The sequence below is a fragment of the Desertivibrio insolitus genome (genome assembly GCF_017355965.1).
Classification (GTDB): Bacteria; Actinomycetota; Actinomycetes; order Actinomycetales; family Microbacteriaceae; genus JAFIQW01.
On record NZ_JAFIQW010000002.1, the window covers coordinates 464650 to 490647 of the forward strand.

Below are 25998 nucleotides of genomic sequence, written 5' to 3' on the forward strand. Positions count from 1 at the left end.
TCCGGCCGCACGGCCGGGCACGACCAACAGAAAGGGAAACCTAAATGGCCGAGATCGTCTACGACAACGACGCGGACCTGTCGATCATCCAGGGCAAGAAGGTGGCCGTCATCGGCTACGGCTCGCAGGGTCACGCCCACGCGCTCAACCTGCGCGACTCGGGCGTCGAGGTGCGGGTCGGCCTGAAGGAGGGCTCGAAGTCCCGCCTGAAGGCCGAGGAGGCCGGCTTCACGGTGCAGACGCCGGGCGAGGCCTCGGCCTGGGCCGACGTCATCGTCATCCTCGCCCCCGACCAGGTGCAGCGGCACGTCTACGCCGACGACATCCGCGACAACCTCGGCGAGGGCAAGGCCCTGGTCTTCGGCCACGGTTTCAACATCCGCTACGGCTACATCGAGGCGCCCGAGGGCGTCGACGTGATCCTCGTCGCCCCCAAGGGCCCCGGCCACACCGTGCGCCGCGAGTACGAGGCCGGCCGTGGCGTCCCCGTCATCGCCGCCGTCGAGAAGGACGCCTCCGGCCAGGCCTGGGACCTCGCGTGGTCGTACTCGAAGGGCATCGGCGGCCTCCGTGCCGGCGGCATCAAGACCACCTTCACCGAGGAGACCGAGACCGACCTCTTCGGCGAGCAGGCCGTGCTCTGCGGCGGCATGTCGCAGCTCGTCCAGTACGGCTTCGAGGTGCTCACCGAGGCCGGCTACCAGCCCCAGATCGCCTACTTCGAGGTGCTGCACGAGCTCAAGCTCATCGTCGACCTCATGTGGGAGGGCGGCATCGCCAAGCAGCGCTGGTCGATCAGCGACACGGCCGAGTACGGCGACTACGTCTCCGGCCCGCGCGTCATCGACCCGCGCGTCAAGGAGAACATGCAGGCGGTGCTCGCGGACATCCAGAACGGTGCCTTCGCCAAGCGCTTCATCGAGGACCAGGACGCCGGCGCGCCCGAGTTCCTCGCGCTCCGCGAGAAGGCCCAGGGTCACCCCATCGAGGCCACCGGCAAGGAGCTCCGCGCCCTCTTCGCGTGGAAGCAGCAGGACGCCGACTACACCGAGGGCAGCGCCGCGCGCTGACCCATCCGGCGGTCGAGTAGCGGGCGCAGCCCGCGTATCGAGACCCGCTGAACCGCGAGGGGGCGGATGCCACGAGGCATCCGCCCCCTCCGTCTTCCCCCGACGCGCTTCGGGCCACCCGCGGCGCCCCACCACGAGCCGGCACCGCCGGAAGGAGCACCGTGCGCCTCCTCGAGCGCGTCCCCGCGACCCTCCTCGTCGTGCTCGCCGTGTTCAGCGTCCAGTTCGGCAACGCGACCGGCCGCTCCTTCTTCGGCGACACGTCGCCCACCGGCGCCGCGACGCTCCGGCTCGTGCTCGCCGCCGTCATCCTCGTGCTCGTCGTGCGCCCGCGCGTGCGCGACTGGGACCGCCGCACCTGGGCCGGGGTGGCGGCGCTCGGCGTCGCGCTCGGCGGGATGAACCTGCTCATCTACCTCGCGATCGAGCAGATCCCGATCGGCGTCGCCGTCACGATCGAGTTCGTCGGCCCGCTCGCCGTCGCCCTCGTGCAGGTGCGCCGCTGGCTCGACGCGGGCTGGGCACTCCTCGCCTTCGCGGGCGTCGCGCTGCTCGGCCTCGACACCACGGGAGCGATCGCCCCGCTCGGCGTCGTCTTCGCCCTCGCGGCCGCCGCCTGCTGGGCCGGCTACATCGTGCTGAGCTCGCGCGTCGGCCGTCGCGGCAGGGGGCTCGACGGGCTCGCGGTCGCCATGGTCGTCGCGATGCTGGTCTCCCTGCCGTTCGGGGCCGCGGATGCCGCGGCGTCCGTCGCGGCCGACCCGACGCTGCTCCTCGTGTTCGCGGGCGTCGCGCTCGCGACCAGCGTGCTGCCGTACTCCTTCGAGTTCACCGCGCTCCGCCGCCTCGAGACCCGCGTCTTCGGCGTGCTGTCCGCGCTCGGCCCAGCCGTCGCCGCCCTCGCCGGGCTCGTCGTGCTGGGGGAGGCCCTCGGGCCGCTGCAGCTCGTGGCTCTCGTGCTCGTGACCGCGGCGACCGTGGGCGTGCAGGTGACGCGCGCTCGCAGCATCCGCCCGGACTCCCAGCCCGACCCGAGCGACGGGCTCAATAGGATCGAAGGGTGACCAAGACGGCGGTGCACTTCGGTGCGGGCAACATCGGGCGGGGGTTCGTCGCGCAGTTCCTGCACGCGAGCGGATACGAGGTCGTCTTCGCTGACGTCAGCGAGGAGTTGATCGGGGCGCTGCAGGCGCAGCCCTCCTACGAGGTGCACGAGGTCGGCGAGGGCGCGCAGACGCACGTCGTCGACGGCTACCGCGCGATCAACAGCCGCCACGACGAGGCCGCGGTGGTCGAGGCGATCGCCGCCGCGGAGGTCGTCACGACGGCGGTCGGCGCCCGCATCCTGCCCTTCGTCGCGCCCGTCATCGCCAAGGGGCTCGAGCTGCGAGCCCCGGATGCCCCGAAGCTCACCGTCATCGCGTGCGAGAACGCGATCGGCGGCACCGACATCCTCGCCGGCGAGGTGCGCAAGCAGACCTCGGGTGACAACGCGATCTTCGCCAACTGCGCGATCGACCGGATCGTGCCCGAGCAGCACGGCGGGCTCGACGTGACCATCGAGTCGTTCCACGAGTGGGTCGTCGACCGCACCCCGTTCGGCGGCGCGGAGCCCGACATCCATGGCGTCACCTGGGTCGACGACCTGACCCCGTTCATCGAGCGCAAGCTGTTCACCGTCAACACCGCGCATGCCGCGGCGGCGTACCACGGGCACGACCGGGGCTGGACGAGCATCCGCGAGGCGCTCGCGACCCCCGAGCTGCAGGCCGAGGTGCGCGCCGTGCTCGAGGAGACGAAGACCCTCCTCGTCGCCAAGCACGGCTTCGGCGAGGACGAGCAGCAGAAGTACATCGAGAAGACGCTCGCCCGCATCTCGAACCCGCACCTGCCCGACACGACAGAGCGCGTGGGCCGCGGGCCGCTGCGCAAGCTCAGCCGCAACGAGCGATTCGTGTCGCCCGCGGCGCAGCTCGCCGAGCGCGGCCTGCCCGCCTGGGACCTCCTCAACGCGATCGGCGCCGCCCTCCGCTTCGATGTGCCGGAGGACGCCGAGAGCGTCGAGCTGCAGGAGCTGCTCCGCAGCGGACGTACGCCCGAGGACCTGGCGCAGACGATCACGGGCGTCGAGCCCGAGCACCCGCTGTTCCCGCACCTCGTCGAGGTCGTCCGGCTCCGACTGGAGCGCTAGTGCCCGACCCCGACGATGACGCCGCCCTCAGCTGGGGCGACGCCGGTGACCCGAGCCATGTCGACGGCGCCCGGCCGGTGCGCCCGCGCGGCGAGGCATCCGGAGCCCTGGCCGACGACGAGGATGGGCGGGCGGATGTCGCGCGCGCGAGCTCCGCGGGACTCGTCGGCCTCGGCATCCTCGCCGGCGCGTACCTGCTGTACACGGTCGGCTGGGTGCTCTCGGTCGTGCAGGACCCCTTCACGCTCGCCGATCCGCTCGCGCAGGTGATGGCGACGGTCGGCGACGTGCTCGCCGTGCTCGCGCCGGCGCTCTGGTTCGGCACGACGTACCTGCTCACCCGTGGCCGCAGCGTCGCCCGCTTCGCCTGGCTGATCGGCGGAGCGGTGCTGCTCGTGCCGTGGCCGTTCGTGCTGGGAGGGCTCTCGTGAGCGCCCGCCGCCTCTCCGTCGCCCCCGCCGTGCTGGCCGTGCTCGTCGGCTTCGGGCTGCTCTACGCCTGGGACCTCTACGAGGCGATCGCGAACATGGTGCTGACGGTGCAGCAGCGCACCGCCGAGATCGACGCCGCGCGGGAGTTCCTCTCCTCGACCCTCGATCTCGACCTCGAGACCGCCGACCCCGCCGTGCTCGAGGCGCTCGGCATCTCGACCGCTATCCCGTGGAGCGCGCTCACGATGAACGTGCTCGCCCCCGTGCTCGTGTTCGTGGTCGCGGCGATGCTCGGCCGACGCCGTCCGCTCTGGCAGCGGGCGCTGCTGCTGCTCGCGGGTCTCGCGGTCGTCGCCGTCGTCACGCTGTCGCTCACCGCCTACGTGCGGGCCGGCGGACTCTAGGGACGCTCTCGGCGGTGCGCCGCCGCGGGCGGAAGGGCGGGGCCGCCGGCGGCGTCGCTACCTGCCACCGCTCAGGCTGGGCGGGGCCGCAGAGCGTCGCACGGCGTGTCGCCGCTCAGGGCTTGACGCAAGGCGCACCACGTCCACTACGCTTCGAATCGGTCAACCGGTTGCTTGATTAGGGCCGCCGGGAGTCGTGATTCGAAGGAGAATCGATGCCTCACCCCCGTGTCCCCGCCGCCGGCACCCCCTGCCCTCGTCTCTCGCAGCGGGCTGCAGGCCCGAGTCGTGGCCGGCGTGCTTCTGCCGCGTCGATCGACGGGCGGCCCGTGCCGCTCGCTGCCGGCACGTCGTCACGTCGTTAGTCGCCCCCACCACCCATCTGCGAAGGAGCAGCACCGATGGCTCGACCAACCCGCCCACGCTCACGCGTCCGGCCCTGGATGATCTGGAGCGCGGTCCTCGCCGTCCTCGCCGTCTCGGCCGTGACGAGCACGAAGTTCGTCAGCCTCCAAGAGGCGGAAGCGGCGGCGAGCGGTGAGCGGTTCGACGCGGCGACGTACGCGGATGAACGATTCGCCTCCGAGATCGCGCCCCAGATCGAAGCGGACGCGGTCGATCTCGCGACCCTGTTGACGTCGCTGGCCGAAGGCGCGGACGAGGCGGAATTCGGCAACACGCCCGGCTCGGGTAGCGCCTACAGCTTCCCGGTCGAGTTCACGGCGGTCGCCGGCGAGTCGGCGGGCTCCATCCTTCCCGTGACGGTCGAGGGGGTCCCCGCGGAGATCACGACTCAGGTGCAGATCGGGCCGGCCATCAACGGCACGGCGCTCCGCGACGTCACGGGCACGATCTCCTTCAACGAGTTCACGAACCAGCTGGAATTCCAGGAGGTCGCCACCGAGCTGAACAACTCCGTGCGCGAGAGCGTCCTGGCCGACGTGGACCCGGCCACGCTGCCCGGCGCCACGATCCGCGTTGTGGGCGCCTTCACCAGGGTGAACCCCGAACTCGTGTCGGTCGTTCCGGTGGTCTTCGAGGTGCAGCAGTGACGTCCCACGCCCTCGCGAACCGGGTCGTGATGCGCGCGCGGGGCATCACGAAGACCTACGGTCCCACTCGCGCCCTCAAGGGCGTCGACTTCGAGATCCGCAGCGGCACGGTGACGGTTCTCTTCGGTGAGAACGGGGCGGGCAAGTCGACGCTGATGAAGATTCTCTCCGGGGTGGAGACCCCGACGGACGGGGTGCTGGAGCTCGACGGCGAGGAGATCCGTCTGCAGGACACCGTGGATGCCGCGCGCCGGGGCATCGCGATCATCCACCAGGAGTTGAGCCTCTGCCCCAACCTCAGCGTCCGAGACAACATCTACATGGGGCGTGAACTCGTCCGCGGGATCGTGGTCGACGAGCGCGCGGAGAACGCCAAGGCGCGTGAGCTCATGGCGAGGCTCGAGGAGGACCTGGACCCACGCACCCTGGTGGCCGACCTGCGTCTGGGCCAGCAGCAGGTCGTCGAGATCGCCCGCGCCCTCGCGGGCGAGGCCCGGGTGCTGATCATGGACGAGCCCACCAGCGCGCTCTCGGGCAGCGAGGTCGAGGTGCTTTTCTCGCTGATCCGGGAACTGACGGCCAACGGCGTCGCGATCGTCTACATCTCCCATCACCTCGAGGAGGCGCTGGAGATCGCCGATCACGCGGTCGTCTTCCGCGACGGCGAGTTGGTGGCGAAGGGAGACCGCGGCGAGATCGACATCAACTGGGTCATCTCCAACATGGTCGGTCGCTCGGCCGACGACCTCGCCCCCGACCTGCTCGACGAGTTCGGAGAGGTGGCGCTCTCACTGCGATCGGTCACCGTGGCCGATCCGGCCAACCCGTCGCGTCTGGCGGTGGAGGAGCTGAGCCTCGACGTACGCAAGGGCGAGGTGGTGTGCCTCTACGGGTTGATGGGCGCCGGGCGGACGGAGCTGCTCGAGGCGCTCGCCGGCCGCGTACCCATTCAGAAGGGCACAGTCGTCGTCAACGGCCGCGAGCTGCGCGGGGAGTCGATCGGCGAGCGGATCCAACTGGGGCTCGCGCTGGTGCCGGAGGACCGTCAACGGGACGGACTCGTGCAGACGATGTCGGTAGGCGAGAACAGCTCGCTGGCGAGCCTGCTGAGCTTCGTGAAGGGGGCGTGGATCCGTCGCCGCGGCGAGAACGAGGGGATCGCCAAGGGCATCGCGGATGTCCGGGTGAAAACGGCCGGGCCGGGGGCCTCGATCACGTCGCTGTCGGGCGGCAATCAACAGAAGGTCGTCATCGGCAAGGTGCTCATGACCGAGCCCGACGTGATCCTCCTCGACGAACCGTCCAGGGGCATCGACGTCGGAGCGAAGGCCGAGATCTTCGCCCTCATGGCGCGGGAGGCCCGCCGCGGCCTCGCCGTGCTCTTCGCCACCTCCGAGGTCGGCGAGGCCCTGGGCGTATCGAACCGCGTCGTGGTCATGTCCAAGGGCCGCATCGTGCGCGAGTTCGATCCCCGCACCACCACACGTGAAGACCTCATGGTCGCCTCGGGCGAGACGACCGACGACGACACCATCGGGAGCACCACAGCATGAACGCGATCAGGATCGAAGAATCACGAGCAGCCAAGACCCCGCTCCCCGGCGGGCCGAACGGGCGCAAGAACGTCGACATCTGGTCGCTGCTGCTCGAAGGGCGAGCCTTCATCGCGCTGATCGTCCTGATCATCATCTTCGCGCTGCTGTCGGACTCGTTCCTGACGGTCAACAACCTGATCACGATGACGAAGCACGTGGCGTACAACGCCATCCTCGCGCTCGGGATGCTCTTCGTCATCCTGAAGGGCGGCATCGACCTCTCGGTCGGGTCGACGGTCGGGCTCTCGGGCGTCGTCGCCGGAACCCTGCTGCAGGGTTGGCAGCTCACCCTGTTCGATGTCGTCGTCTACCCGCCGGTGTGGGTGGTCGTCGCGGCTTCGCTGGCGGTCGGCACACTGGTCGGTTTCATCAACGGCGTGCTCGTGACCCGGTTCAACGTCGCCCCGTTCATCGCGACCCTGGGGATGCTGTACGTGGCACGCGGAGCCGCGCTGCTCATCTCGAACGGCACGACGTATCCCAGGCTGGCGGGCAGCGAGGAGCTGGGGAACCAGGGCTTCCTGCTGATCGGCGGTGGACGCATCCTCGGCATCCCGACGGCGATCTGGATCATGGTCGTCTTCGCGCTCGCCGCGTTCTTCATCCTGCGCAGGACGCCCTTCGGACGATGGGTCTACGCGACGGGCGGCAACGAGCGGGCCGCGGAACTCTCCGGGGTGCCGGTGCGGAAGGTCAAGCTCCGCGTCTACATGATCAGTGGTTTCTGCGCCGCGGTGACCGGCCTCATCATCTCCTCCGAGCTGACGAGCGCGGCCCCCCAACTCGGCGAGACCTTCGAGCTCAACGCGATCGCCGCAGTCGTGATCGGCGGTGCCGCACTGACGGGGGGACGTGGCAACGTCCGCGGAGTGCTGATCGGCGCCTTCGTGATCGGCTTCCTCAGCGACGGTCTCGTGCTCCTGGGGGTGTCGACGTTCTGGCAGATCACGATCAAGGGCGCGGTGATCATCCTCGCCGTCATGCTCGACCAGGCGCAGCAGCGCATCACGCGTTCGAAGAACGCCGCACTCGCGGCTGCGGACAAACAGTCTTCGCGCCAGGCCCCCACCGGCGCCTGAGCGGAGTACCCGTCGGCTGCACGGCCGGCGGGCACCAAGAGAACACAACCACTCGAAAGGTAGGAACACATGCGACGCAGGATCATCGCTGCTGCTGCGGCCACGCTGACGGCATTCGCTCTGGTCGGCTGCTCGGCGGATGCCGGGTCCGGGGGATCCTCTTCCGGGGGAGGAGGGGGCGAAGCAGGCGGTCTGATCGCCATCATCACGCCGCCGCTGGAGAACCCGTTCTTCAAGGCCGAAGCGGACGCCGCCCAGGCGGAGGCCGAGGAACTCGGGTACGAGACCTCGGTCGCGTCGCACGACGACGACCCGAACAAGCAGAGCGAACTCATCGACGCCGCCATCAACAATGGCGCGAAGGCGATCATCCTCGACAACGCCGGGGCGGACGCCTCCATCGGGCCCGTTCAGAAGGCGACCGATGCCGGTGTGCCGGTCTTCCTCATCGACCGTGAGATCAACGAGACCGGGATCGCGAAGGCCCAGATCGTCGCCAACAACGCTCAGGGCGCTGCAGCGGTCGCCGAGGAGTTCGTCGCCGCCCTGCCCGACGGCGGGAAGTACATCGAGCTGACCGGCAAGGAGTCCGACACCAACGCCGGCGTGCGCTCCGAGGCGTTCGCCAGCGTGATCTCCCAGTACCCCGACCTCGTGCAGGTCGCCAAGGAGACCGCCAACTGGAGCCAGGACGAAGGCTTCACCAAGATCGAGACGCTGCTCCAGCGCGACCCCGACATCCAGGGGATCATCGCGGGCAACGACACCATGGCTCTCGGTGCCGTGGCTGCCGTCGAGGCCGCGGGGTTGACCGGCAAGATCGTGATCGCCGGATTCGACGGCAGCCCCGACGCCGTCGAGGCGATCAAGGAGGGCAAGCTGATCGCCACCGGTCTCCAGCCCGCGGTGCTCATCGCCGAACTCGCGGTGCAGCAGGCGGACAGCTTCATCCGCACCGGCGAGACCGGCGCGGACGAGAAGCAGTCGATCGACTGCGTCGTCATCAACGCCGAGAACGCGGACTCGTACACCCTGTTCGCGATCGAGTGAGCGAAGGCGGTGAGGGGGAGCGATCCTCCTCACCGCAACCGCGGCCGGGGACCCTCCCGACTCCGCGCTCAGCAGTGAGGCCCTTCATCGTCCGCGGACGATGAAGGGCCTCACCCGTGTGGGAAGGGTCAGGCGTGGGGGAGTGACACCCGCGCGGCTGCGCCCGGCGCCAGCTCGATCCGACGGCCGGCCGAGGCATCGGCCCCGTCCGCGAACACGACCTCCGCGTGCCCTTGCAGGTCGACGGAGACCGGCTCCGCGGCGAGATTGCCGAGCAGGATCACGTCCTCGGCGTTCTGCCGGACTCCGACCGCGTGCAGGCCGGGCGCCGAGACCTCGAGCAGAGGCGCTCCGCTGAGCTCCGCCGCCCATTGCAGGATCAGGTCCGCGGGGGTCCTTCCGCCGCCCTCGGTCACGGTGCCTCGGGGGCCGCTGGTCTCGAAGTACGTCAGGGACGCGACGTCGCCGGCGGCGAGGGCGGCGAGGCTGCCCACGACCCAGGCGCCGAACGACGGCGCGTGCTGCCTCGGGTCGGTGGCCCCCGCCACGAATTCGGGGCCGTACCCGTGCCGCATGGTCTCGTCGCCCGTCGCCTCGAATGCGCTCGTCGCGACCGCGTTGAATCGGGCACCGAGGGTGATCGGACCGATGTGCATCCGGCGTCCGTCGGCGATGACCCCGGCCGACTCGACGACCACCCGTTGCACGGGAAGGGACTCGATGAGCTGGTGGCCGCTGATGTCGTGCATGAATGGGGTGATGCTGAAGGTGAGCGCCCCGGGCCAGTCGCTCAGCTTGCCGTGGTGCCGGTTCAGCTCCGTGAAGTGCGCGCGGGTTCCGGCGACGACCTCGGCCCGCCGACCCCGGTTGCGCAACTCCTCCGAGATCAGGGGAAGCAGCGCGGCGTCGGTGGCGTGGGTGCGGGAATCGAAGACGGCGACCCGGGCGAGCGGCAGCGACTCCTCGGCCGGGAGGGCATCGAGCACGGTGCGGAGCCCCGCGACGTCGTCCGCGACGAGGCGCAGGTCGATCGCGGTCGCGCCGGTTCCGCAGGCTCGTTCGAGCATCGCCCGCCACCCGGGGAGTCTGAGATCGAGCTCGACGAGAACGGTTCCGCGAAATTCCGTCGAGAGGGCGGAGGTGTCCGGCGCGCTCGTCGCGGATCGGGCGATCTCCGGCATCCGTCCGGGAGTCACCCCGGATACCCGAAGGACCCGCGGGTCATCCGCGCCGGCCGCGGCACGTGGGGCAACCCGTGACGCCTGCACCGCGATCGACTGCTGCACCGATTCGCCGGACTGAAGTTCGACGGGGAACGGCAGCGAGAGCGGTGTGGAGTACGTCTTGAAGGACGCATCCGTCCAGTTCCGCTGGTCCTCCATCTCGAAGACGTCGCCGCCGAACTGGACCCTGAAATCGACGCCGTCCCGCTGCCACCCGAGCGATGCGATGTCGCGGGCGGGCTGGTGCGGCGCCACCGTGGTCGGGAACTGCGTGGTCTCGGTGGATCCGTCGGAATGACCGACGACGAGCTCCCGTCCCGCCAGATCGGCGGGATGCAGCACGATCAGGCCGATGCGGTTCCGCAGGAAGGCGGTGGTCGAAGTGGCGGCCAGATCGACGGTGAGGCGCTCCTCGTCGGCGCGCACCCGCAGCTCCCAGGGCACCACGACGTCGGACCGGGCGGCCTCACCCTTCACCATCAGGCCGTCCTCGGTGACCTCGAGGCTGCGGAGCCCGCTCGGCACGGTTCCCCAGTCCCGGTCGCGTACGACGAAGCGGATGCTGCGGAGGCCCACGGCCCCGTCGAAGACGATGTCGTCGAGTTCTCCCCGACGCACCGTCAGCGACCAGGGGCCGCTGCGGTACGTCGTCTCCTGTCGCTCGGCGGGCAGGAGCAGGTCGCGGGGAACGCCGGCAGGTGAGGTGATCATGCGCGTCAGAGCGTCGTCATTCCGCCGTCGACGCGGAATAGCGCGCCGGTGGCGAAATCGGATTCGTCGCTGGCGAGGTAGACCATGATGCCCTCGACGTCGTCAGGGCGCCCGGCCCGCCCCCGCGGGATGCGGGAGATGATCGCCGCCCGTGACTCCGGGTCCTCGGAGATGGCGGTCACCAGGGTCGTCTCGGTGTAGCCGGGCACGACGGTGTTGACCCGGATGCCCTCGTGCGCGTAGGCGGCCGCGACGGTGCGCCCCAGACCGTGGATCCCGGCCTTGGTCGTGCTGTACGCCGTGAAGTCCTGCCCCTCGCCGTTCAGACCCGTCGGGCTGCCGGTGAGGATGATCGAGCCACCGCGGCCGAGCATCGCCCGCACCCCGTGCTTGACGGTGAGGAACGTGCCGGTGAGGTTGATGTCGACGGTCTTGCGCCAGGCCTCGAGGTCGAGGTCGGCGACGCGCGCGTCCTGGCCGAACAGTTGTACTCCTGCGTTCGCCACCACGACGTCGGGGAACCAGTTGCGCTCGGCGAGAGCCGCGAAGGCGCCCTCGACGCTCGACTCGTCCGCGATGTCCATCCGCAGGGCGAGGGCCTCGCCGACTCCGTCGGCTTCGCGCGCCGCGGCCTCGGCGGCGCTCTCGTCGCGGTCGGTGAAGACGACGCGGGCACCCTCCCGCACGAAGCGCTCGGCGACCGCGCGGCCGATGCCGCTTCCCGCGCCGGTCACAAGGGTGGTCTTGCCGTGGAGGCGGGGCTGGGTCATCGGGTCAGTCTCCTTCGAAAGCCGTGAGGCTCCGATTCAAGCACAAACCGGTTGACCGGTAGAACCGCGACTTAGCGACACCACCGCGCGGGTCAGGAGGGGGCGGCCGGAGGGTTCAAGCTGTGTTCGAGGCGCTGGCCGGCCGTCGTCATGTGCGCCGACATGGCGGTAGCGGCCGCCTCGGGATCCCTCGAGCGGATGGCATCCAGTACGTGCGCGTGTTCCTCGAGAGCGGCGCGGTACTCCTCCGGCTCCCGCAGGGCACGGTCGACCCAGATCCGCAGCATCGCCCGCAGGCTCTGGAGCAGGTCGAGCAGAACCTTGTTGTTCGCCGCCCTGGCGATCTGGAGATGGAACTTCAGGTCGGCTTCGACGAAGCGCGACCGGTTGCTCGTGCTCGCGCGCATCGTCTCCACGTGCTTCTCGAGGGCAGCGAGATCGGCGTCGGTGGCGCGCTCCGCAGCGCGGCGCGCGGCCACGATCTCGAGGTCGCCGCGCAGTTCGATGAGCTCGCGTGTGCGTGAGGCGTTCAGCATGAGGCCCCAGCTGAGGGTCTCGGGGAGCAGTTCGCTCGCCGACCCGCGCAGGTACGTGCCGGATCCCGGTCGCACCTCGACGATGCCGAGGATCTCGAGCGCCGCGAGCGCCTCGCGCACAGCCGACCGGCCGATGCCGAGCGTCGCGGCGAGGTTCCGCTCCGGCGGGAGCCGCGAGCCCGGCTCGATCTGGCCGCTCGTGAACACGTCGAGAAGGCGTTTCGTGACGAGGGCCACCGCGGAGCCGACGGGCACCGAGCCGATCACATCTTCGATGTGAGAGACGTCGTCGGCGAAGGCGGGCACAGCGGTAACGCTAACAGCGGGAGGCGAGACACGCCTATTGGTCAACCGGTTTGACTCTGAGGGTGCACGGTTCGATACTGGTCGCGCCGCGACAGCGGCTGCACAACGACGTACAGGCCTGAAGGAGTCAACGTGGACCTGGAAAACGCTCGAAGGAGCGTGAGCGGGATCGAGAGATCCGCCATCAAGAAGATCTCGATCCGTCTGGTGCCGTTCGTGGCGCTGATGTTCTTCATCAACTACCTCGACCGCACCGCGATCGGATTCGCCTCGCCGAACGGGATGAACGAGGACCTCGCGCTCTCGGCCGCTCAGTTCGGGTTCGCGTCGGGCGTCTTCTTCATCGGCTACATCCTGCTCGAGGTCCCGAGCAACCTCGCCCTGCACCGCTTCGGTGCTCGTCGCTGGCTCGCCCGGATCATGGTGACCTGGGGCGTCGTCGCGCTGCTGTTCACCTGGGTGCAGAACTTCGAGCAGCTCGCGATCCTCCGCTTCCTGCTCGGTGTCGCCGAGGCCGGCTTCTTCCCGGGGGCGATCCTCTTCCTCAGCCTCTGGGTGCCCGCGCGTCACCGCAGCAAGATCCTCGCGCTCTTCTACCTGGCGCAGCCCCTGACCACCGTGATCGGCGCCCCGCTCGCGAGCTGGCTGATCCAGCAGGACGGCGTCTTCGGGCTCGCCGGCTGGCGCTTCATGTTCTTCGGGGTCGCGATCCCGGCCATCGTGGTGGGCATCATCGCCTGGTTCTACCTCAAGGACAGCCCGAAGGACGCCAAGTGGCTGACCGAGGAGGAGCGCGCCTGGCTCGTCGGGGAGCTCGAGGTCGAGCGTGCGCGAACCGAGTCGCAGAACACCAAGGGACACAGCGGCCTCCGCCAAGCGTTCGGAAGCGGCCGGGTCTGGATGCTGTCGTTCATCTACTTCGGCTTCATCTACGGCCTCTACGCCCTCGCCTTCTTCCTCCCGACGATCATCGGCGGGTTCCAGGAGACCTTCGGCACCGAGTTCGACATCATCCAGCGCGGTCTCATCACCGCCGTGCCGTACGTTCCCGCCGCCATCGCCCTGTGGCTCTGGTCGCGTGACGTGTCGCGCCGGGGGCTGCGGACGTGGCACATCGTCATCCCCGCCGTGGTCGGCGCCGTGACCATCCCGCTCGCGCTCTTCGCGAACTCGCCCGCGCTCACGATCGCGCTCGTCGCGCTGACCGCGATGGCGATCTTCTCGGCCCTGCCGAACTTCTGGACCCTGCCGACCCAGTTCCTCACCGGCGCGGCGGCCGCGGCGGGGGTCGCGCTGATCAACACGATCGGCAACCTCGCCGGGTTCTCGGCGCCGTACATCTCGGGAGCGGTCGCCGACGCCACCGCGGTGAACGGCGAGCCCCAGTACGTCGTCCCGATGATCATCGTCGGCGGCTTCATGGGCCTCTCGGCGATCCTCATGGCGCTCCTCGCTGCCAAGGGTCGCGTGAACACCTCCGCCGACACGCCTCAGGCCGAGACGGTCCCCGCGGCCTGACGACCCTGCCGCGGCGGTGGCACATTCCACCGCCGCGGCATCCACCCATCCAGTGACAGGAGACCGAAGATGACCCGCCTGTACAACGACCCCTCGGCGTTCGCCGACGAGATGATCGATGGCTTCGTCGCCGCCAACCGCGCCTATGTGAGGCGGGTGCAGGGCGGCGTCGTCCGAAGCACCCGCACCGCCGAGAACCAGGTCGCCGTCGTCGTCGGCGGCGGCTCCGGTCACTATCCCGCGTTCGGCGGCCTGGTCGGCCCCGGACTGGCGTCGGGAGCGGCGATGGGCAACCTCTTCGCCTCGCCGAGCTCGCAGCAGGTCTACTCCGTCGCAAGCGCGGCCGAGCGCGGCGGGGGAGTGCTCCTCACCTACGGCAACTACGCCGGTGACGTGCTCCAGTTCGGTCAGGCGCAGGAGCGGCTGAGCGCCGAAGGCGTCCGCACCGCCACCGTCGTCGTCACCGACGACATCTCGAGTGCGGGGATCGACGAGATCGAGAAGCGCCGCGGCATCGCGGGCGACCTGTGCGTCTTCAAGGTGGCAGGGGCGGCAGCCGAGGCGGGAGCGGACTTCGACGAGGTCGTCCGCATCGCCGCCAAGGCGAACGACCGCACCCGTTCGTTCGGGGTGGCGTTCTCCGGATGCCGGCTGCCGGGCGCCGACCACGATCTGTTCGACGTGCCGGAGGGCCGCATGGCGGTCGGCATGGGTATCCACGGCGAGCCGGGCATCAGCGAGACGGACGTCCCCACGGCCGACGAGCTCGCCGAGCTGTTCGTCGCCAAGCTCCTCGGCGAGGTCCCGCCCGCGGTCGACCGGGTCGAGGGCAGCCGCGTCGCCGTAATCCTCAACGGACTCGGCTCGGTCAAGTACGAGGAGCTCTTCGTCGTCTACCGCCGGGTCGCGCAGCTGCTCGAGCAGGCGGGTCTCACGGTCGTCGAGCCCGAGGTCGGCGAGCTCGTGACGAGCTTCGACATGGCGGGCGCTTCGCTCACCCTGTTCTGGCTCGACGACGAGCTCGAGCGGCTCTGGGCCGCCCCCGCCGATTCCCCCGCCTACCGCAAGGGCTCGGTGGGTGCCGTCGAGGTCATGGACGAGAGCGAGTCGCGCGCCGAGGCCGCAGCCGACGAGACGGTGCCCGAGGCCTCCGAGCAGTCGCGGGCCGCGGCGGCCCTGGTGGTCGACGTCCTCCGGGCGCTCAGCGGAACCATCGACGAGAACGTCGAAGAACTCGGCCGGATCGACGCCGTCGCGGGCGACGGCGACCACGGCATCGGGATGCAGCGCGGCAGCGCCGCGGCCGTCGACGCGGCCGTCGCTGCAGCGTCACGGGGTGCCGGTGCCGGCACCGTGCTGCTCAAGGCGGGCGACGCATGGGCGGACCGCGCCGGCGGCACCTCCGGGGCGCTCTGGGGCCTCATCCTGCGAAGCGTCGGCGACGAGCTCGGCGACGACTCCGCCCCGGATGCGGCCTCCGTCGCCGCCGGTGTCACCTCCGGAGCTCGCGCCGTCGTCGACGTCGGTAAGGCCGAGCTGGGCGACAAGACGATGGTCGACGTCCTGCAGCCCTTCGCCGACGCACTGGCCGCGGGAGTGCAGTCCGGCAAGGGCCTGCGTGCGGCATGGCGTGACGCCGCCGAGCAGGCGAAGGTCGCGGCCGCGGCCACCGCCGACCTGCTGCCCAAGCGTGGGCGTGCACGCCCGCACGCGGAGAAGAGCCTCGGAACGCCGGATGCCGGCGCCCACTCGCTCGCACTGATCACGCTGGCGATCGCCGGCGTCCTCGAGACCTCGAACTGAAGGAGAACCATGGCTGAGGGACTGCGCCTCGTCGTCGGAAGCGACGACGCGGGCTACGAGTACAAGGAACGAATCAAGGCCGACCTCGAGGCCAACGGGGCCGTCGTCTCCGTGGTCGACGTCGGTGTCGACGCCGACAGCCACACCAACTACCCGGCGGTGGCGACCGCCGCGGCGGAGATCGTCGCCCGCGGCGAGGCCGATCGCGCCATCCTCATCTGCGGCACCGGGCTCGGCGTCGCGATCGCGGCGAACAAGGTCAAGGGCATCCGCGCCGTCACCGCTCACGACAGCTTCTCGGTGGAGCGGTCGATCCTGTCGAACGACGCGCAGGTGCTGTGCATGGGGCAGCGGGTCGTCGGGCTCGAGCTGGCGCGTCGCCTCGCCAAGGAGTGGCTGACGTACACCTTCGACAAGTCGAGCGCCTCGAACGACAAGGTGCAGGAGATCTGCGCGTACGAGGGCGTCTGACGACGTGATCGGCACGAGCACCTACGCCTACTTCTGGCGATGGTCGGAGCGGGCCCCCGAGCCGATGACGCTCGAGGCGATGCTCCGCGACACGGCGGAGGAGGGCGCGGAGGTCTTCCAGATCTGCGACTACCCGCAGATCGAGGGGCGCACCCGGCCTGAGCTCGAGCAGTTGAAGACCGTCGCCGACGAACTCGGCATCGTGCTCGAGCTCGGCACCAAGGGCCTGCGGCCGGATCACCTGCTGCGCTACCTGGAGCTGGCCGAGCCGCTCGGCGTGACCCTCGTGCGCAGCATGGTGTTCTCGCCCGACTTCCGGCCGTCCCTCGACGAGGCCGAGCGTCTGCTGCGCGAGGAGATCCTGCCCGCCTACTCGCAGCGCGGGGTGACCCTCGCGCTCGAGACGTACGAGCAGATCCCCTCGGCCGACCTCGTCGCGCTCGTCGAACGGGTGGGCAGCGAGCACCTGGGGATCTGTCTCGATCCGGCGAACGGCGTCGCGGGGCTCGAGCACCCGAACGACGTCATCGATCGTGCCGGCCCCTTGACCGTCAACATCCACAGCAAGGACTTCGCCTTCTCGCGTCGCGGCGGCTGGGTGGGATTCACCCTCGCCGGGACGGAGATGGGCACGGGCCTGCTCGACTACGACCGCCTGCTGGACAGGACGGACGCCAAGGCGCGCGGGCTGAGCCAGGTCGTCGAGCACTGGCTTCCGTGGACCGACGACTACGAGACCACCGCTCGCCTCGAGCGCGAGTGGACCACCGCAACACTCGAATACCTAAGGAGCAAGAACAATGACTGACCTCGTGTCGACGGGAACCCTCACGATCGCCGTGATCGGCGCCGGCGGGAAGATGGGCATGCGCGTGTCCAACAACCTCGCGAAGACCGATCACACCGTGTTCTACAGCGAGGCCTCGCCCGCGGGCCAGGAGCGCGTGCGCGAGGCTGGGCGTGAGATCACCGAGACGGCCGACGCGATCAAGGACGCCGACGTCGTGATCCTCGCCGTGCCGGATGTCGTGCTCGGCGCCGTCTCCGAGACGGTCGTGCCCGACATGAAGACCGGGTCGATCGTGCTGACCCTCGACCCCGCCGCGGCCTACGCCGGGCTGCTGGCACGACGCGACGACATCCACTACGCCGTGGCGCACCCCTGCCACCCCTCCGTGTTCCTCGAGCGCACCACCCCCGAGGAGTGGGCCGACACCTTCGGCGGCATCGCCGCGCCCCAGGAGGTCGTCGCCGCCCTCGAGGAGGGCGACGACGAGGTCCGGGCGATCGCCGAGACCGTCATCGCCACGATGTACTCGCCCGTGATCAAGGTGCACTGGGTCACCGTGAAGCAGCTCGCCGTGCTCGAGCCGACGCTCGTCGAGACGATCGCGTGCATGGTCGGTGAGTTCCTCAAGGAGGCGCTCGACGAGACCGTCAACGGCGTGGGCGTTCCCTACGAGGCCGCTCGCGCGATGCTCTACGGCCACACCTGGATCGCACTCACCAACGGTCTGCGCGGTTCCAACCCGTTCTCCGACGCGTGCCACATCGCGATGGACTACGGACGCGAGTCGATCGTGCGTGACGACTGGAAGAAGATCTTCTCCGACGACCAGCTCGACTACGTGATCGGCCGCATGCTCAAGCTCGAAGGTGGGATCACGCGCTGAGCACGTCCAGCCGCATCGTCGGCGTGAGCCTGAAGATGTACTTCAGCCACGCCAGGACGCTGGAGTGGTGCGCCGCGGTCGCCGCGGCCGCGCGCTCCACCCCGGCCGTCGGCGACGGCACCGTCGAGGTGTTCGTCGCCCCCACCTTCCCCGCGCTCGTGCCCGCGCGCGACGTGCTCGCCGGCTCCGGCGTGGCTCTGGCGGCGCAGGACCTCGCGACCGACGACGCAGGAGCGTTCACCGGCGAGGTCAGCGGTGCCGAACTCGCCGAGATCGGCACGCGACTCGTCGAGGTTGGGCACGCGGAGCGGCGCCGCCTCTTCGGCGAGACCGACGAGGTCGTCGCCCGCAAGACGGATGCCGCCCTGCGCAACGGCCTCGCCCCCGTGCTGTGCCTCGGCGAGCTGCAGGACGGCGATCCCGAGGAAGCGGCGCGCGAGACGATCGCGCAGTTCGACAGCGCGGTGCGGACCGCCGAGCAGAGCGGCCACGGCGGCCGGATCGTCGTCGCCTACGAGCCCGTCTGGGCGATCGGGGCAGCGGAACCGGCGGGCACCGACCACATCCGCGCCGTGTGCGCCCGGCTCAAGGAGCACGTCGCCGCCCGACCGGCCTTCGCGGGCAGCTCCGTGATCTACGGCGGCAGCGCGAAGCCGGGCCTGTTCGGAAGGCTCGGCGACGAAGTCGACGGGCTCTTCCTCGGTCGCTTCGCGCACGATCCGGCCGCGTTCGCGCAGATCCTGGCCGAGGCGGCCGCCGCCTAGGTCGGCGGCGCCTCGCGCCGGGTCTGACTCAGAGGTCAGGGCGCCTCGGCGTCATCCGGGAACACGACGCCCTTGTGCAGCACGAAACAGCCCCAGGGCGCCGGATCGAGCACGTGCACGACGGCGAAGGCGCCCTTCGCGCGCTCGTAGAAGTTGAGGCGGGGGATCACGCCCCACTCGAGAGGTTTCGGATGAGAGGCCCGCGCGAGCTCGAGCACGGCGTCCTGCTCGGCCGTCGTCCGCGCGGGATCGCCGTCCACCTCCATGCGCTCGAGCGGTGTCTCGAGGAACACGTCGAGCGGGAAGACGCTGAGGATCGCGCCGATCGCGCGCGACATCGTCGCCTCTCCCAGACGCACGACCGGCTTGCCGGTCGCCACGGCCGGGAAGTTGCGGTCCACGACCAGCAACTGGTCGCCGTGTCCCATGTCGTCGAGCAGGTGCAGCAGCGCGCCTCCGAGCAACGGATCGATGCCCTTGAGCATGCGTCCTCCTCCTCCCGCGGGCGCAGCCCGCATCCTCGTCGTCGAGTCCGGGCGATCAGCCCGTCGCGATAGTAACGGTGCGCAGCACGCCCGTCGGCGCGGTCGACCCCACCTCGTGTTACGTCGGGCGAACGGATGCCGCCGAGCCTCTGCTCCGCCTGCACTAGGGTTTTTACGGCCGGACCGCGTCCGGCCAGACCCGCCGGCCCAGCAGAGGAACATCCCGTGGCAAAGCCGATCGTGCTGATCGCAGAAGAACTGTCCCCGGCCACCGTCGAGGCTCTCGGCCCCGACTTCGACGTGCGCAACGTCGACGGCACCGACCGCGCGGCGCTGCTGTCCGCGCTCGACGGAGCGGACGCCGTGCTCATCCGCTCCGCGACCAAGATGGATGCGGAGGCGATCGCGGCGACGAAGACCCTCAAGGTCATCGCCCGCGCCGGCGTCGGCCTCGACAACGTCGACGTCAAGGCCGCGACCGCAGCCGGTGTCATGGTCGTCAACGCGCCGACGTCGAACATCGTCAGCGCCGCCGAGCTCGCGATCGGCCACCTGCTGAGCCTCGCACGCTTCATCCCCGACGCCAACGCCTCGCTGAAGGCGGGGGAGTGGAAGCGCTCCAAGTTCACGGGCGTCGAGCTCTACGACAAGACGATCGGCATCGTCGGCCTCGGCCGCATCGGCGCCCTCGTCGCCCAGCGCCTGTCGGGCTTCGACGCCCGCATCATCGGCTACGACCCCTACGTCTCGCCGGCGCGCGCCCAGCAGCTCGGCGTCACCCTGGCGAGCCTCGACGAGGTGATGGAGCAGTCGGACTTCATTACGATCCACATCCCCAAGACCCCGGAGACGACCGGCCTCATCGGCGCCGACGAGTTCGCCAAGGCCAAGCCGACTCTCCGCATCGTCAACGCCAGCCGCGGCGGGATCATCGACGAGCAGGCGCTCTTCGACGCGCTCTCCACCGGCCGCATCGCGGGTGCCGGTCTCGACGTCTTCACCAAGGAGCCGCCGACCGACTCGCCGCTGCTCGGCCTGCCGAACATCCAGCTCACGCCGCATCTCGGCGCCTCGACCGAGGAGGCCCAGGAGAAGGCCGGCATCGCCGTCGCCCGCTCCGTGCGCCTCGCCCTCTCGGGCGAGCTCGTGCCCGACGCGGTCAACGTCGCGGGCGGCGTCATCGACGAGTACGTGCGCCCCGGCATCCCGCTCATCGAGAAGCTCGGCCAGGTCTTCGCCGGCCTCGCCGACAGCCCGCTCGTCTCGATCGACGTCGAGGTGCGCGGCGAGCTGCAGCAGTACGACGTCAGCGTGCTCAAGCTCGCGGCGCTCAAGGGCATCTTCTCGCGGATCGTCGACGAGCAGGTCAGCTACGTCAACGCCCCGCTGATCGCCGAGCAGCGCGGCGTCGAGGTGCGCCTGCTGACGGATGCCTCGAGCGACGAGTACCGCAACCTGCTCACCATCAGCGGCGCCCTCTCCGACGGCAGCCAGATCTCGGTCTCCGGCACGCTGACCGGCCCGAAGCAGGTCGAGAAGATCGTCGGCATCAACGGCTACGACGTCGAGGTGCCGCTCGCCGAGCACCTGATCGTCATGGTCTACACCGACCGCCCGGGCATCGTCGCGGTGTACGGCAAGGAGTTCGGCGAGGCCGGCATCAACATCGCGGGCATGCAGATCGCCCGGCGCACCGCGGGCGGCCAGGCGCTCAGCGTGCTGACCGTCGACTCCCCGGTGCCCGACCACGTGCTCGAGACGGTGCGCGCGAGCATCCAGGCCTCGCTCATGCGCGAGATCGACGTCGAGCTCGACTGAGCCCAGAGACGACGAAGGGCACGGTCCGTGAGGACCGTGCCCTTTCTCGTTCCCGCTGCACCGCGATCAGGATGCGCAGCTGTTCGCCGGATGCGCAGCAGTTACCGCGCAGCTCGCGAACAACTGCGCACGCCGGCGGCGCCGATGCTCAGAGCGGGTCGACGTCCGAGCTGCGGCGGGTGATGCGGTTGCCGTTGGCGTCGTAGCCCGTGCGGGTCTCGCTCACCGCGCTGCGGCGGCGGAGCACGAGGATGATGCCGAGGATCGTGACGAGCGCGCCGGCGATCATGAGGATGATGCCGATGGTGTCGAGGTCCGCCCACGACACCTCGACGTTGAGGGCGTAGGTGAGGATCGCGCCGAGGGCGATCAGGAAGATTCCGAAGCCGATGCTCATGTTCGGCACGTTACTCCTAGTTCTCCAGCGCGCATTCGGCGGACACTCAGCATCGGCCGCGGCGATACGCTGGTGCCCTCGACATTCCAGGACGGAGAACGGATGCCACGCACGATCAGCCTCGCCGTGATCTCGGGCGACGGCATCGGGCCCGAGGTCATCCGGGAGGCCATGGGCGTGCTGCGCGCGGCCGTCCCCGATGACGTCACGATCGACGCGACCGAGTACCTGCTGGGCGCGGGCCGCTACCTCGAGACGGGGCAGATCCTGCCCGACGAGGAGCTCGAGGCCATCAAGCAGCACGACGCGATCCTGCTCGGCGCGGTCGGCGGCGACCCGCGCGATCCCCGCCTCGCCGGCGGCCTCATCGAGCGCGGCCTGCTGCTGCGCCTGCGCTTCGCCCTCGACCACTACGTGAACCTCCGCCCGACCCGCCTGTTCGACGGTGTCGGCTCCCCGCTCGCCGCGCCCGGCGACGTCGACTTCGTCGTCGTGCGCGAGGGGACGGAGGGCCCCTACGTCGGCAACGGCGGCGCCATCCGCGTCGGCACGCCCGAGGAGGTCGCCAACGAGGTCAGCGTCAACACCGCGTTCGGAATCGAGCGGGTCGTGCGCTTCGCGTTCGAGACCGCGTCGAAGCGTGCCCGCAAGAAGCTGACCCTCGTGCACAAGACGAACGTGCTCACCTTTGCCGGCGGGCTCTGGCAGCGCACCGTCGACCGCGTCGCCGCCGAGTTCCCCGACGTCTCGGTCGACTACCTGCACGTCGACGCCGCGACGATCTTCCTGGTCACCGATCCTGGTAGGTTCGACACGATCGTCACCGACAACCTCTTCGGCGACATCCTCACCGACCTGGCGGCCGCGATCGGCGGCGGCATCGGTCTCGGCGCCTCGGGCAACATCAATCCCGACGGCCGCTTCCCCTCGATGTTCGAGCCGGTGCACGGCTCCGCTCCCGACATCGCCGGCCAGCAGAAGGCAGACCCCACCGCCGCGATCCTCTCGATCGCCCTGCTGCTCGATCACCTCGGCCTGACGGATGCCTCGGCCTCCGTCACCCGCGCAGTCGCCGCCGACCTCGCCGCCCGCGCCGGGCAGACCCGGACGACGGCCGAGATCGGCGCCGCCATCACCGCGGCCCTCACGAACTAGAAGGACACCCCATGACGAGCACCGCCTTCCCGCTCACCTTCTCCCACACCCCCTCCCCGGCGGCGCGCGCCGAGGCCGAGCGCGAGGCGATCCTCGCCAACCCCGGCTTCGGCAAGCACTTCACCGACCACATGGTCCAGATCGAGTGGACGCTCGAGGGCGGCTGGCACGACGCCGCCGTCGTGCCGTACGGTCCGCTGTCGCTCGACCCCGCGGCATCCGTGCTGCATTACGCGCAGGAGATTTTCGAGGGGCTCAAGGCCTACCGGCACGCCGACGGCTCGATCTGGAGCTTCCGTCCCGAGGCCAACGGCGCCCGCCTGCAGCGCTCCGCCCGCCGCATGGCGCTGCCGGAGCTCTCGGTCGAGGATTTCGTCGAGTCGCTCAAGCAACTCATCCGCGTGGACGGCGAGTGGGTGCCCTCGGCCCCCGACACGAGCCTCTACCTCAGGCCGTTCATGATCGCGACCGAGGTGTTCCTCGGCGTGCGCGCGGCGCAGAAGGTCGGCTACTACGTCATCGCGAGCCCCGCGGGCTCGTACTTCGCAGGCGGCGTGAAGCCGGTGAAGATCTGGCTGTCGACGAACTACAACCGCGCGGGCAAGGGCGGCACGGGCGCGGCGAAGACCGGCGGCAACTACGCCGCGAGCCTGCTGCCGCAGGCGGAGGCCTACGAGCAGGGCTGCGACCAGGTGCTGTTCCTCTCCGACGGGTTCCTCGAGGAGCTCGGCGGAATGAACATCGTGCTCGTGAAGAAGGACGGCACGCTGCTCACCCCGGCCTCGGAGTCGATCCTCGAGGGCATCACGCGCGACAGCGTGCTGCAGCTCGCCGAGGACCGCGGCCACCGCGTGGAGCGCCGGCCGATCTCGCTGCAGGAGTGGCGCGAGGGGGCCGCATCCGGCGACATCGTCGAGGCCTTCGCGTGCGGCACCGCCGCCGTGATCACCCCCATCGCGCTGCTCAAGGGCGAGGACTTCGAGATCGGCTCCGCGGATGCCGAAGCCGGCGAGCTCACGATGTCGCTCCGCAAGGAGCTCACCGACATCCAGTACGGCCGCATCGCCGACCCGCACGGCTGGATGACGAGGCTCGACGCATGAAGATCGCCCGTTTCAGCCATGACGGCGTCCTGCGCTTCGGCGTGCTCGACGAGGACGAGCAGGAGCTCGTCGTCCTGACCGGCGACCCCATGTTCGCTGGCTACGACACGACCGGCGACCGCGTGCCGCTCTCGGAGGCGAAGCTGCTCTCGCCGGTGCTGCCCCGCTCCAAGGTCGTCGGCGCCGCGTACAACTACGGCGAGCCGACGGATGCCACGGGCGACCCGTTCCTCTTCCTCAAGCCGAACACGTCGGTCATCGGCCCCGGCGACCCGATCGTGCTGCCCCCGGGCGTCGGCCCGATCTGGATCGAGGCTGAGCTCGCCGTCGTCATCGGCCGCATCGCCAAGCAGGTCAACGTGGGCAACGCGCTCGACTACGTCTTCGGCTACACGGCCGCGAACGACGTGACCGCCATCGAGCTGATGAAGGACCGCGTACCGCAGGCGAAGGGGTACGACACCTTCACCCCGCTCGGACCCTTCATCGAGACCGATCTCGACCCGGAGGACGTCGACCTCGTCGGCCGCGTCGACGGGGAGGAGCGGCAGACGGGCAACACCTCGCAGCTGATCCACTCGGCGGCCGAGCTCGTCGCCTTCGCGAGCACCATCTGGACGCTGCTGCCCGGCGACGTGATCCTGACCGGCACCCCTGGCGGCAACCGCGTGATCGAGTCCGGCCAGAGCGTCGAGGTCGAGGTCGCGGGCATCGGCGTCCTTCGCAACCCCGCGATCGCCCGCCCGTAGCCGGGCAGCGGCGCCGCACTCGGCGGTCGAGCGGCGCCGTGCCTCAGCCGACGGTCGAGTGGCGGAGCGCAGCGGCGCGTATCGAGACCCTCGCGCCCGCTTTTGGCGGCACCGGCCCCTCCATCCCCGCTCACTAGAATCGGTGCCGATGTCTGCTCCCTTCTCCACCGCCAGCGGCGCCGACGTGCGCGTGCGTTTCTGCCCCTCGCCGACCGGCACCCCGCACGTCGGGCTCATCCGCACGGCCCTGTTCAACTGGGCCTACGCCCGGCACACCGGCGGCAAGCTCGTGTTCCGCATCGAGGACACCGACGCCGCGCGCGACAGCGAGGAGAGCTACCAGCAGATCCTCGACGGCCTGCGCTGGCTGCACATCGACTGGGACGAGGGCATCGACGTCGGCGGCCCGCACGGCCCGTACCGGCAGTCGCAGCGCGGGGAGATCTACCTCGACATGATCGAGCGGCTCAAGGCATCCGGGCACCTCTACGAGTCCTTCGCGACGGCGGAGGAGATCGAGGCCCGGAACATCGCCAACGGCCGCGACCCGAAGCAGGGCTACGACAACTTCGAGCGCGACCTGACGGATGCCGAGCGCGAGGCGTTCCGCGCCGAGGGGCGCCAGCCGGCGCTGCGGCTGCGGGTGCCCGACACCGACCTCAGCTTCGACGACCTCGTGCGCGGTCCGATCACGTTCCCCGCTGGCTCGTTCACCGACTTCGTGGTGGTGCGACCGAACGGCGCTCCGCTGTACACGTTCGTGAACCCGGTCGACGACGCGCTGATGGGCATCACGCACGTGCTGCGCGGCGAGGACCTGCTCTCGTCGACCCCACGTCAGATCGCGCTCTACACGGCGCTGATCGAGATCGGCGTCACCGACGTGATCCCGCGCTTCGGGCACCTGCCGTACGTGATGGGGGAGGGCAACAAGAAGCTCTCCAAGCGCGACCCCGAGTCGAATCTCTTCCACCACCGCGACCGCGGCTTCGTGCCCGAGGGGCTCGTCAACTACCTCGCGCTGCTCGGCTGGTCGCTCAGCCACGACCGCGACGTCTTCACCACCGACGAGATGGTCGCCGCGTTCGACGTCGTCGACGTGAACCCCAACCCCGCCCGCTTCGACCTGAAGAAGGCCGAAGCGATTAACGGCGACCACGTCCGCCGGCTCGATCCCGCCGACTTCGCCCAGCGCCTGCTGCCCTACCTCGACGGACTCGTCAGCGACCCGCTCGACCCGGAGGAGGAGGTGCGCCTCACCAAGGCCGCGCCGCTCATCCAGGAGCGCATCGGCCTGCTCGGCGAGGCGCGCGGCATGCTCGCGTTCCTCTTCACCGACGACCTCGACCTCACCTACGACGAGGACGCCCTGAAGGCGCTCGCCGCGGACGCGAAGACCGTGCTCGCGGCCTCCGTCACGGCCCTCGAGCCAGTCGTCGAGTGGAACGCCGAGAACATCGAGGCAGCCCTGCGCAAGGCCCTCGTCGAGGACCTCGGACTGAAGCCGCGCGTCGCGTTCGGTCCCGTGCGCACCGCCGTGAGCGGCCGCCGTGTGAGCCCGCCGCTCTTCGAGTCGATGGAGATCCTCGGGATGACCTCGTCGCTCGCCCGCATCGCGCGGCTCGAGAGCGAGCTCTAGCCGCC

The 25998-nt window shown here is 70.1% G+C and carries 25 protein-coding genes; 20 read left to right on the forward strand and 5 right to left on the reverse strand.

Annotated elements, in window-relative coordinates; translation table 11 throughout:
* Positions 1 to 44: 44 nt before the first annotated feature.
* From ilvC to JUB10_RS06140, 9 genes are all read left to right on the forward strand, one after another.
* Positions 45 to 1070 (forward strand): ketol-acid reductoisomerase, encoded by a 1026-nt coding sequence (gene ilvC / locus JUB10_RS06100; protein WP_207454775.1) that lies wholly within the window; start codon positions 45 to 47, stop codon positions 1068 to 1070.
* Positions 1071 to 1231: 161 nt separating this feature from the next.
* Positions 1232 to 2134: an EamA family transporter gene (locus tag JUB10_RS06105; protein WP_207454776.1), complete on the forward strand. Its 903-nt coding sequence runs from the start codon at positions 1232 to 1234 to the stop codon at positions 2132 to 2134.
* Positions 2131 to 3261 (forward strand): mannitol-1-phosphate 5-dehydrogenase, encoded by a 1131-nt coding sequence (locus JUB10_RS06110; protein ID WP_207454777.1) that lies wholly within the window; start codon positions 2131 to 2133, stop codon positions 3259 to 3261. The genes JUB10_RS06105 and JUB10_RS06110 overlap by 4 nt, the downstream gene beginning before the upstream one ends.
* Positions 3261 to 3692, forward strand: a complete 432-nt coding sequence (locus tag JUB10_RS06115) for a hypothetical protein (protein ID WP_207454778.1) — start codon at positions 3261 to 3263, stop codon at positions 3690 to 3692. Before JUB10_RS06110 ends, JUB10_RS06115 begins: the two co-directional genes overlap by 1 nt.
* Positions 3689 to 4096, forward strand: a complete 408-nt coding sequence (locus JUB10_RS06120; RefSeq protein WP_207454779.1) for a hypothetical protein — start codon at positions 3689 to 3691, stop codon at positions 4094 to 4096. The genes JUB10_RS06115 and JUB10_RS06120 overlap by 4 nt, the downstream gene beginning before the upstream one ends.
* A 401-nt stretch (positions 4097 to 4497) precedes the next feature.
* Positions 4498 to 5148, forward strand: coding sequence for a DUF2291 family protein (locus tag JUB10_RS06125; RefSeq protein WP_207454780.1), 651 nt, complete (start codon positions 4498 to 4500; stop codon positions 5146 to 5148).
* Positions 5145 to 6701: a sugar ABC transporter ATP-binding protein gene (locus JUB10_RS06130; protein WP_307859113.1), complete on the forward strand. Its 1557-nt coding sequence runs from the start codon at positions 5145 to 5147 to the stop codon at positions 6699 to 6701. Before JUB10_RS06125 ends, JUB10_RS06130 begins: the two co-directional genes overlap by 4 nt.
* The gene (locus JUB10_RS06135; RefSeq protein WP_207454781.1) at positions 6698 to 7822 is read left to right on the forward strand and encodes an ABC transporter permease; all 1125 of its coding nucleotides are present in this window, start codon (positions 6698 to 6700) and stop codon (positions 7820 to 7822) included. Before JUB10_RS06130 ends, JUB10_RS06135 begins: the two co-directional genes overlap by 4 nt.
* Before the next feature lie 69 nt (positions 7823 to 7891).
* On the forward strand, positions 7892 to 8872 hold the full coding sequence (locus tag JUB10_RS06140; protein WP_207454782.1) for a D-ribose ABC transporter substrate-binding protein: 981 nt from the start codon (positions 7892 to 7894) through the stop codon (positions 8870 to 8872).
* Between the two features lie 128 nt (positions 8873 to 9000).
* On the opposite strand, the gene JUB10_RS06145 is transcribed toward JUB10_RS06140, so the two are convergent.
* The 3 genes from JUB10_RS06145 to JUB10_RS06155 all read right to left on the reverse strand — a co-directional run bounded on the left by JUB10_RS06145 (position 9001) and on the right by JUB10_RS06155 (position 12418).
* Positions 9001 to 10806 carry a hypothetical protein gene (locus tag JUB10_RS06145; RefSeq protein WP_207454783.1) on the reverse strand — a complete coding sequence of 602 codons (1806 nt, stop codon included), beginning with the start codon at positions 10804 to 10806 and terminating at the stop codon, positions 9001 to 9003.
* Positions 10807 to 10811: 5 nt separating this feature from the next.
* Positions 10812 to 11576, reverse strand: coding sequence for an SDR family NAD(P)-dependent oxidoreductase (locus tag JUB10_RS06150; RefSeq protein ID WP_207454784.1), 765 nt, complete (start codon positions 11574 to 11576; stop codon positions 10812 to 10814).
* A gap of 92 nt (positions 11577 to 11668) precedes the next feature.
* Positions 11669 to 12418: a FadR/GntR family transcriptional regulator gene (locus tag JUB10_RS06155; protein WP_207454785.1), complete on the reverse strand. Its 750-nt coding sequence runs from the start codon at positions 12416 to 12418 to the stop codon at positions 11669 to 11671.
* A gap of 132 nt (positions 12419 to 12550) precedes the next feature.
* Between JUB10_RS06155 and JUB10_RS06160 the strand changes: the two genes are divergently transcribed.
* The 6 genes from JUB10_RS06160 to JUB10_RS06185 all read left to right on the forward strand — a co-directional run bounded on the left by JUB10_RS06160 (position 12551) and on the right by JUB10_RS06185 (position 18647).
* Positions 12551 to 13936 carry an MFS transporter gene (locus JUB10_RS06160; protein ID WP_374191691.1) on the forward strand — a complete coding sequence of 462 codons (1386 nt, stop codon included), beginning with the start codon at positions 12551 to 12553 and terminating at the stop codon, positions 13934 to 13936.
* 69 nt (positions 13937 to 14005) lie between these two features.
* Positions 14006 to 15739 (forward strand): dihydroxyacetone kinase family protein, encoded by a 1734-nt coding sequence (locus JUB10_RS06165; protein WP_207454786.1) that lies wholly within the window; start codon positions 14006 to 14008, stop codon positions 15737 to 15739.
* A 9-nt stretch (positions 15740 to 15748) separates the two neighbouring features.
* Positions 15749 to 16210 (forward strand): ribose-5-phosphate isomerase, encoded by a 462-nt coding sequence (locus JUB10_RS06170; RefSeq protein ID WP_207454787.1) that lies wholly within the window; start codon positions 15749 to 15751, stop codon positions 16208 to 16210.
* Positions 16211 to 16214: 4 nt separating this feature from the next.
* Positions 16215 to 17018 carry a sugar phosphate isomerase/epimerase family protein gene (locus JUB10_RS06175; RefSeq protein ID WP_207454788.1) on the forward strand — a complete coding sequence of 268 codons (804 nt, stop codon included), beginning with the start codon at positions 16215 to 16217 and terminating at the stop codon, positions 17016 to 17018.
* Positions 17011 to 17883: a phosphogluconate dehydrogenase C-terminal domain-containing protein gene (locus JUB10_RS06180; protein WP_242682170.1), complete on the forward strand. Its 873-nt coding sequence runs from the start codon at positions 17011 to 17013 to the stop codon at positions 17881 to 17883. The genes JUB10_RS06175 and JUB10_RS06180 overlap by 8 nt, the downstream gene beginning before the upstream one ends.
* Positions 17884 to 17906: 23 nt before the next feature.
* Positions 17907 to 18647, forward strand: a complete 741-nt coding sequence (locus JUB10_RS06185; protein ID WP_307859114.1) for a triose-phosphate isomerase family protein — start codon at positions 17907 to 17909, stop codon at positions 18645 to 18647.
* A 35-nt stretch (positions 18648 to 18682) separates the two neighbouring features.
* Here the strand turns inward: JUB10_RS06185 and JUB10_RS06190 are convergent, their stop codons facing one another.
* Positions 18683 to 19132 carry an RbsD/FucU family protein gene (locus JUB10_RS06190; RefSeq protein ID WP_207454789.1) on the reverse strand — a complete coding sequence of 150 codons (450 nt, stop codon included), beginning with the start codon at positions 19130 to 19132 and terminating at the stop codon, positions 18683 to 18685.
* 225 nt (positions 19133 to 19357) lie between these two features.
* Between JUB10_RS06190 and serA the strand changes: the two genes are divergently transcribed.
* Positions 19358 to 20950, forward strand: a complete 1593-nt coding sequence (gene serA / locus JUB10_RS06195) for a phosphoglycerate dehydrogenase (protein ID WP_207454790.1) — start codon at positions 19358 to 19360, stop codon at positions 20948 to 20950.
* 148 nt (positions 20951 to 21098) lie between these two features.
* Here the strand turns inward: serA and JUB10_RS06200 are convergent, their stop codons facing one another.
* On the reverse strand, positions 21099 to 21347 hold the full coding sequence (locus JUB10_RS06200) for a DUF6458 family protein (RefSeq protein ID WP_207454791.1): 249 nt from the start codon (positions 21345 to 21347) through the stop codon (positions 21099 to 21101).
* A gap of 102 nt (positions 21348 to 21449) precedes the next feature.
* Between JUB10_RS06200 and JUB10_RS06205 the strand changes: the two genes are divergently transcribed.
* From JUB10_RS06205 to gltX, 4 genes are all read left to right on the forward strand, one after another.
* Entirely contained in the window at positions 21450 to 22502 is a 1053-nt protein-coding gene (locus JUB10_RS06205) for a 3-isopropylmalate dehydrogenase (protein WP_207454792.1), read from the forward strand.
* A gap of 11 nt (positions 22503 to 22513) precedes the next feature.
* Positions 22514 to 23605, forward strand: coding sequence for a branched-chain amino acid aminotransferase (locus JUB10_RS06210; protein WP_207454793.1), 1092 nt, complete (start codon positions 22514 to 22516; stop codon positions 23603 to 23605).
* Positions 23602 to 24354, forward strand: a complete 753-nt coding sequence (locus tag JUB10_RS06215; RefSeq protein ID WP_207454794.1) for a fumarylacetoacetate hydrolase family protein — start codon at positions 23602 to 23604, stop codon at positions 24352 to 24354. Before JUB10_RS06210 ends, JUB10_RS06215 begins: the two co-directional genes overlap by 4 nt.
* Before the next feature lie 148 nt (positions 24355 to 24502).
* The gene (gene gltX / locus JUB10_RS06220; RefSeq protein ID WP_207454795.1) at positions 24503 to 25993 is read left to right on the forward strand and encodes a glutamate--tRNA ligase; all 1491 of its coding nucleotides are present in this window, start codon (positions 24503 to 24505) and stop codon (positions 25991 to 25993) included.
* Positions 25994 to 25998 lie beyond the last annotated feature (5 nt).

Coding starts and splice junctions, on each gene's coding strand:
- ilvC (WP_207454775.1), top strand. CDS start 45: ATGGCCGAGATCGTCTACGACAACGACGCGGACCTGTCGATCATCCAG.
- JUB10_RS06125 (WP_207454780.1), top strand. CDS start 4,498: ATGGCTCGACCAACCCGCCCACGCTCACGCGTCCGGCCCTGGATGATC.
- JUB10_RS06135 (WP_207454781.1), top strand. CDS start 6,698: ATGAACGCGATCAGGATCGAAGAATCACGAGCAGCCAAGACCCCGCTC.
- JUB10_RS06140 (WP_207454782.1), top strand. CDS start 7,892: ATGCGACGCAGGATCATCGCTGCTGCTGCGGCCACGCTGACGGCATTC.
- JUB10_RS06145 (WP_207454783.1), bottom strand. CDS start 10,806: ATGATCACCTCACCTGCCGGCGTTCCCCGCGACCTGCTCCTGCCCGCC.
- JUB10_RS06150 (WP_207454784.1), bottom strand. CDS start 11,576: ATGACCCAGCCCCGCCTCCACGGCAAGACCACCCTTGTGACCGGCGCG.
- JUB10_RS06165 (WP_207454786.1), top strand. CDS start 14,006: ATGACCCGCCTGTACAACGACCCCTCGGCGTTCGCCGACGAGATGATC.
- JUB10_RS06170 (WP_207454787.1), top strand. CDS start 15,749: ATGGCTGAGGGACTGCGCCTCGTCGTCGGAAGCGACGACGCGGGCTAC.
- JUB10_RS06180 (WP_242682170.1), top strand. CDS start 17,011: ATGACTGACCTCGTGTCGACGGGAACCCTCACGATCGCCGTGATCGGC.
- JUB10_RS06190 (WP_207454789.1), bottom strand. CDS start 19,132: ATGCTCAAGGGCATCGATCCGTTGCTCGGAGGCGCGCTGCTGCACCTG.
- JUB10_RS06200 (WP_207454791.1), bottom strand. CDS start 21,347: ATGAGCATCGGCTTCGGAATCTTCCTGATCGCCCTCGGCGCGATCCTC.
- JUB10_RS06205 (WP_207454792.1), top strand. CDS start 21,450: ATGCCACGCACGATCAGCCTCGCCGTGATCTCGGGCGACGGCATCGGG.
- JUB10_RS06210 (WP_207454793.1), top strand. CDS start 22,514: ATGACGAGCACCGCCTTCCCGCTCACCTTCTCCCACACCCCCTCCCCG.
- JUB10_RS06215 (WP_207454794.1), top strand. CDS start 23,602: ATGAAGATCGCCCGTTTCAGCCATGACGGCGTCCTGCGCTTCGGCGTG.
- gltX (WP_207454795.1), top strand. CDS start 24,503: ATGTCTGCTCCCTTCTCCACCGCCAGCGGCGCCGACGTGCGCGTGCGT.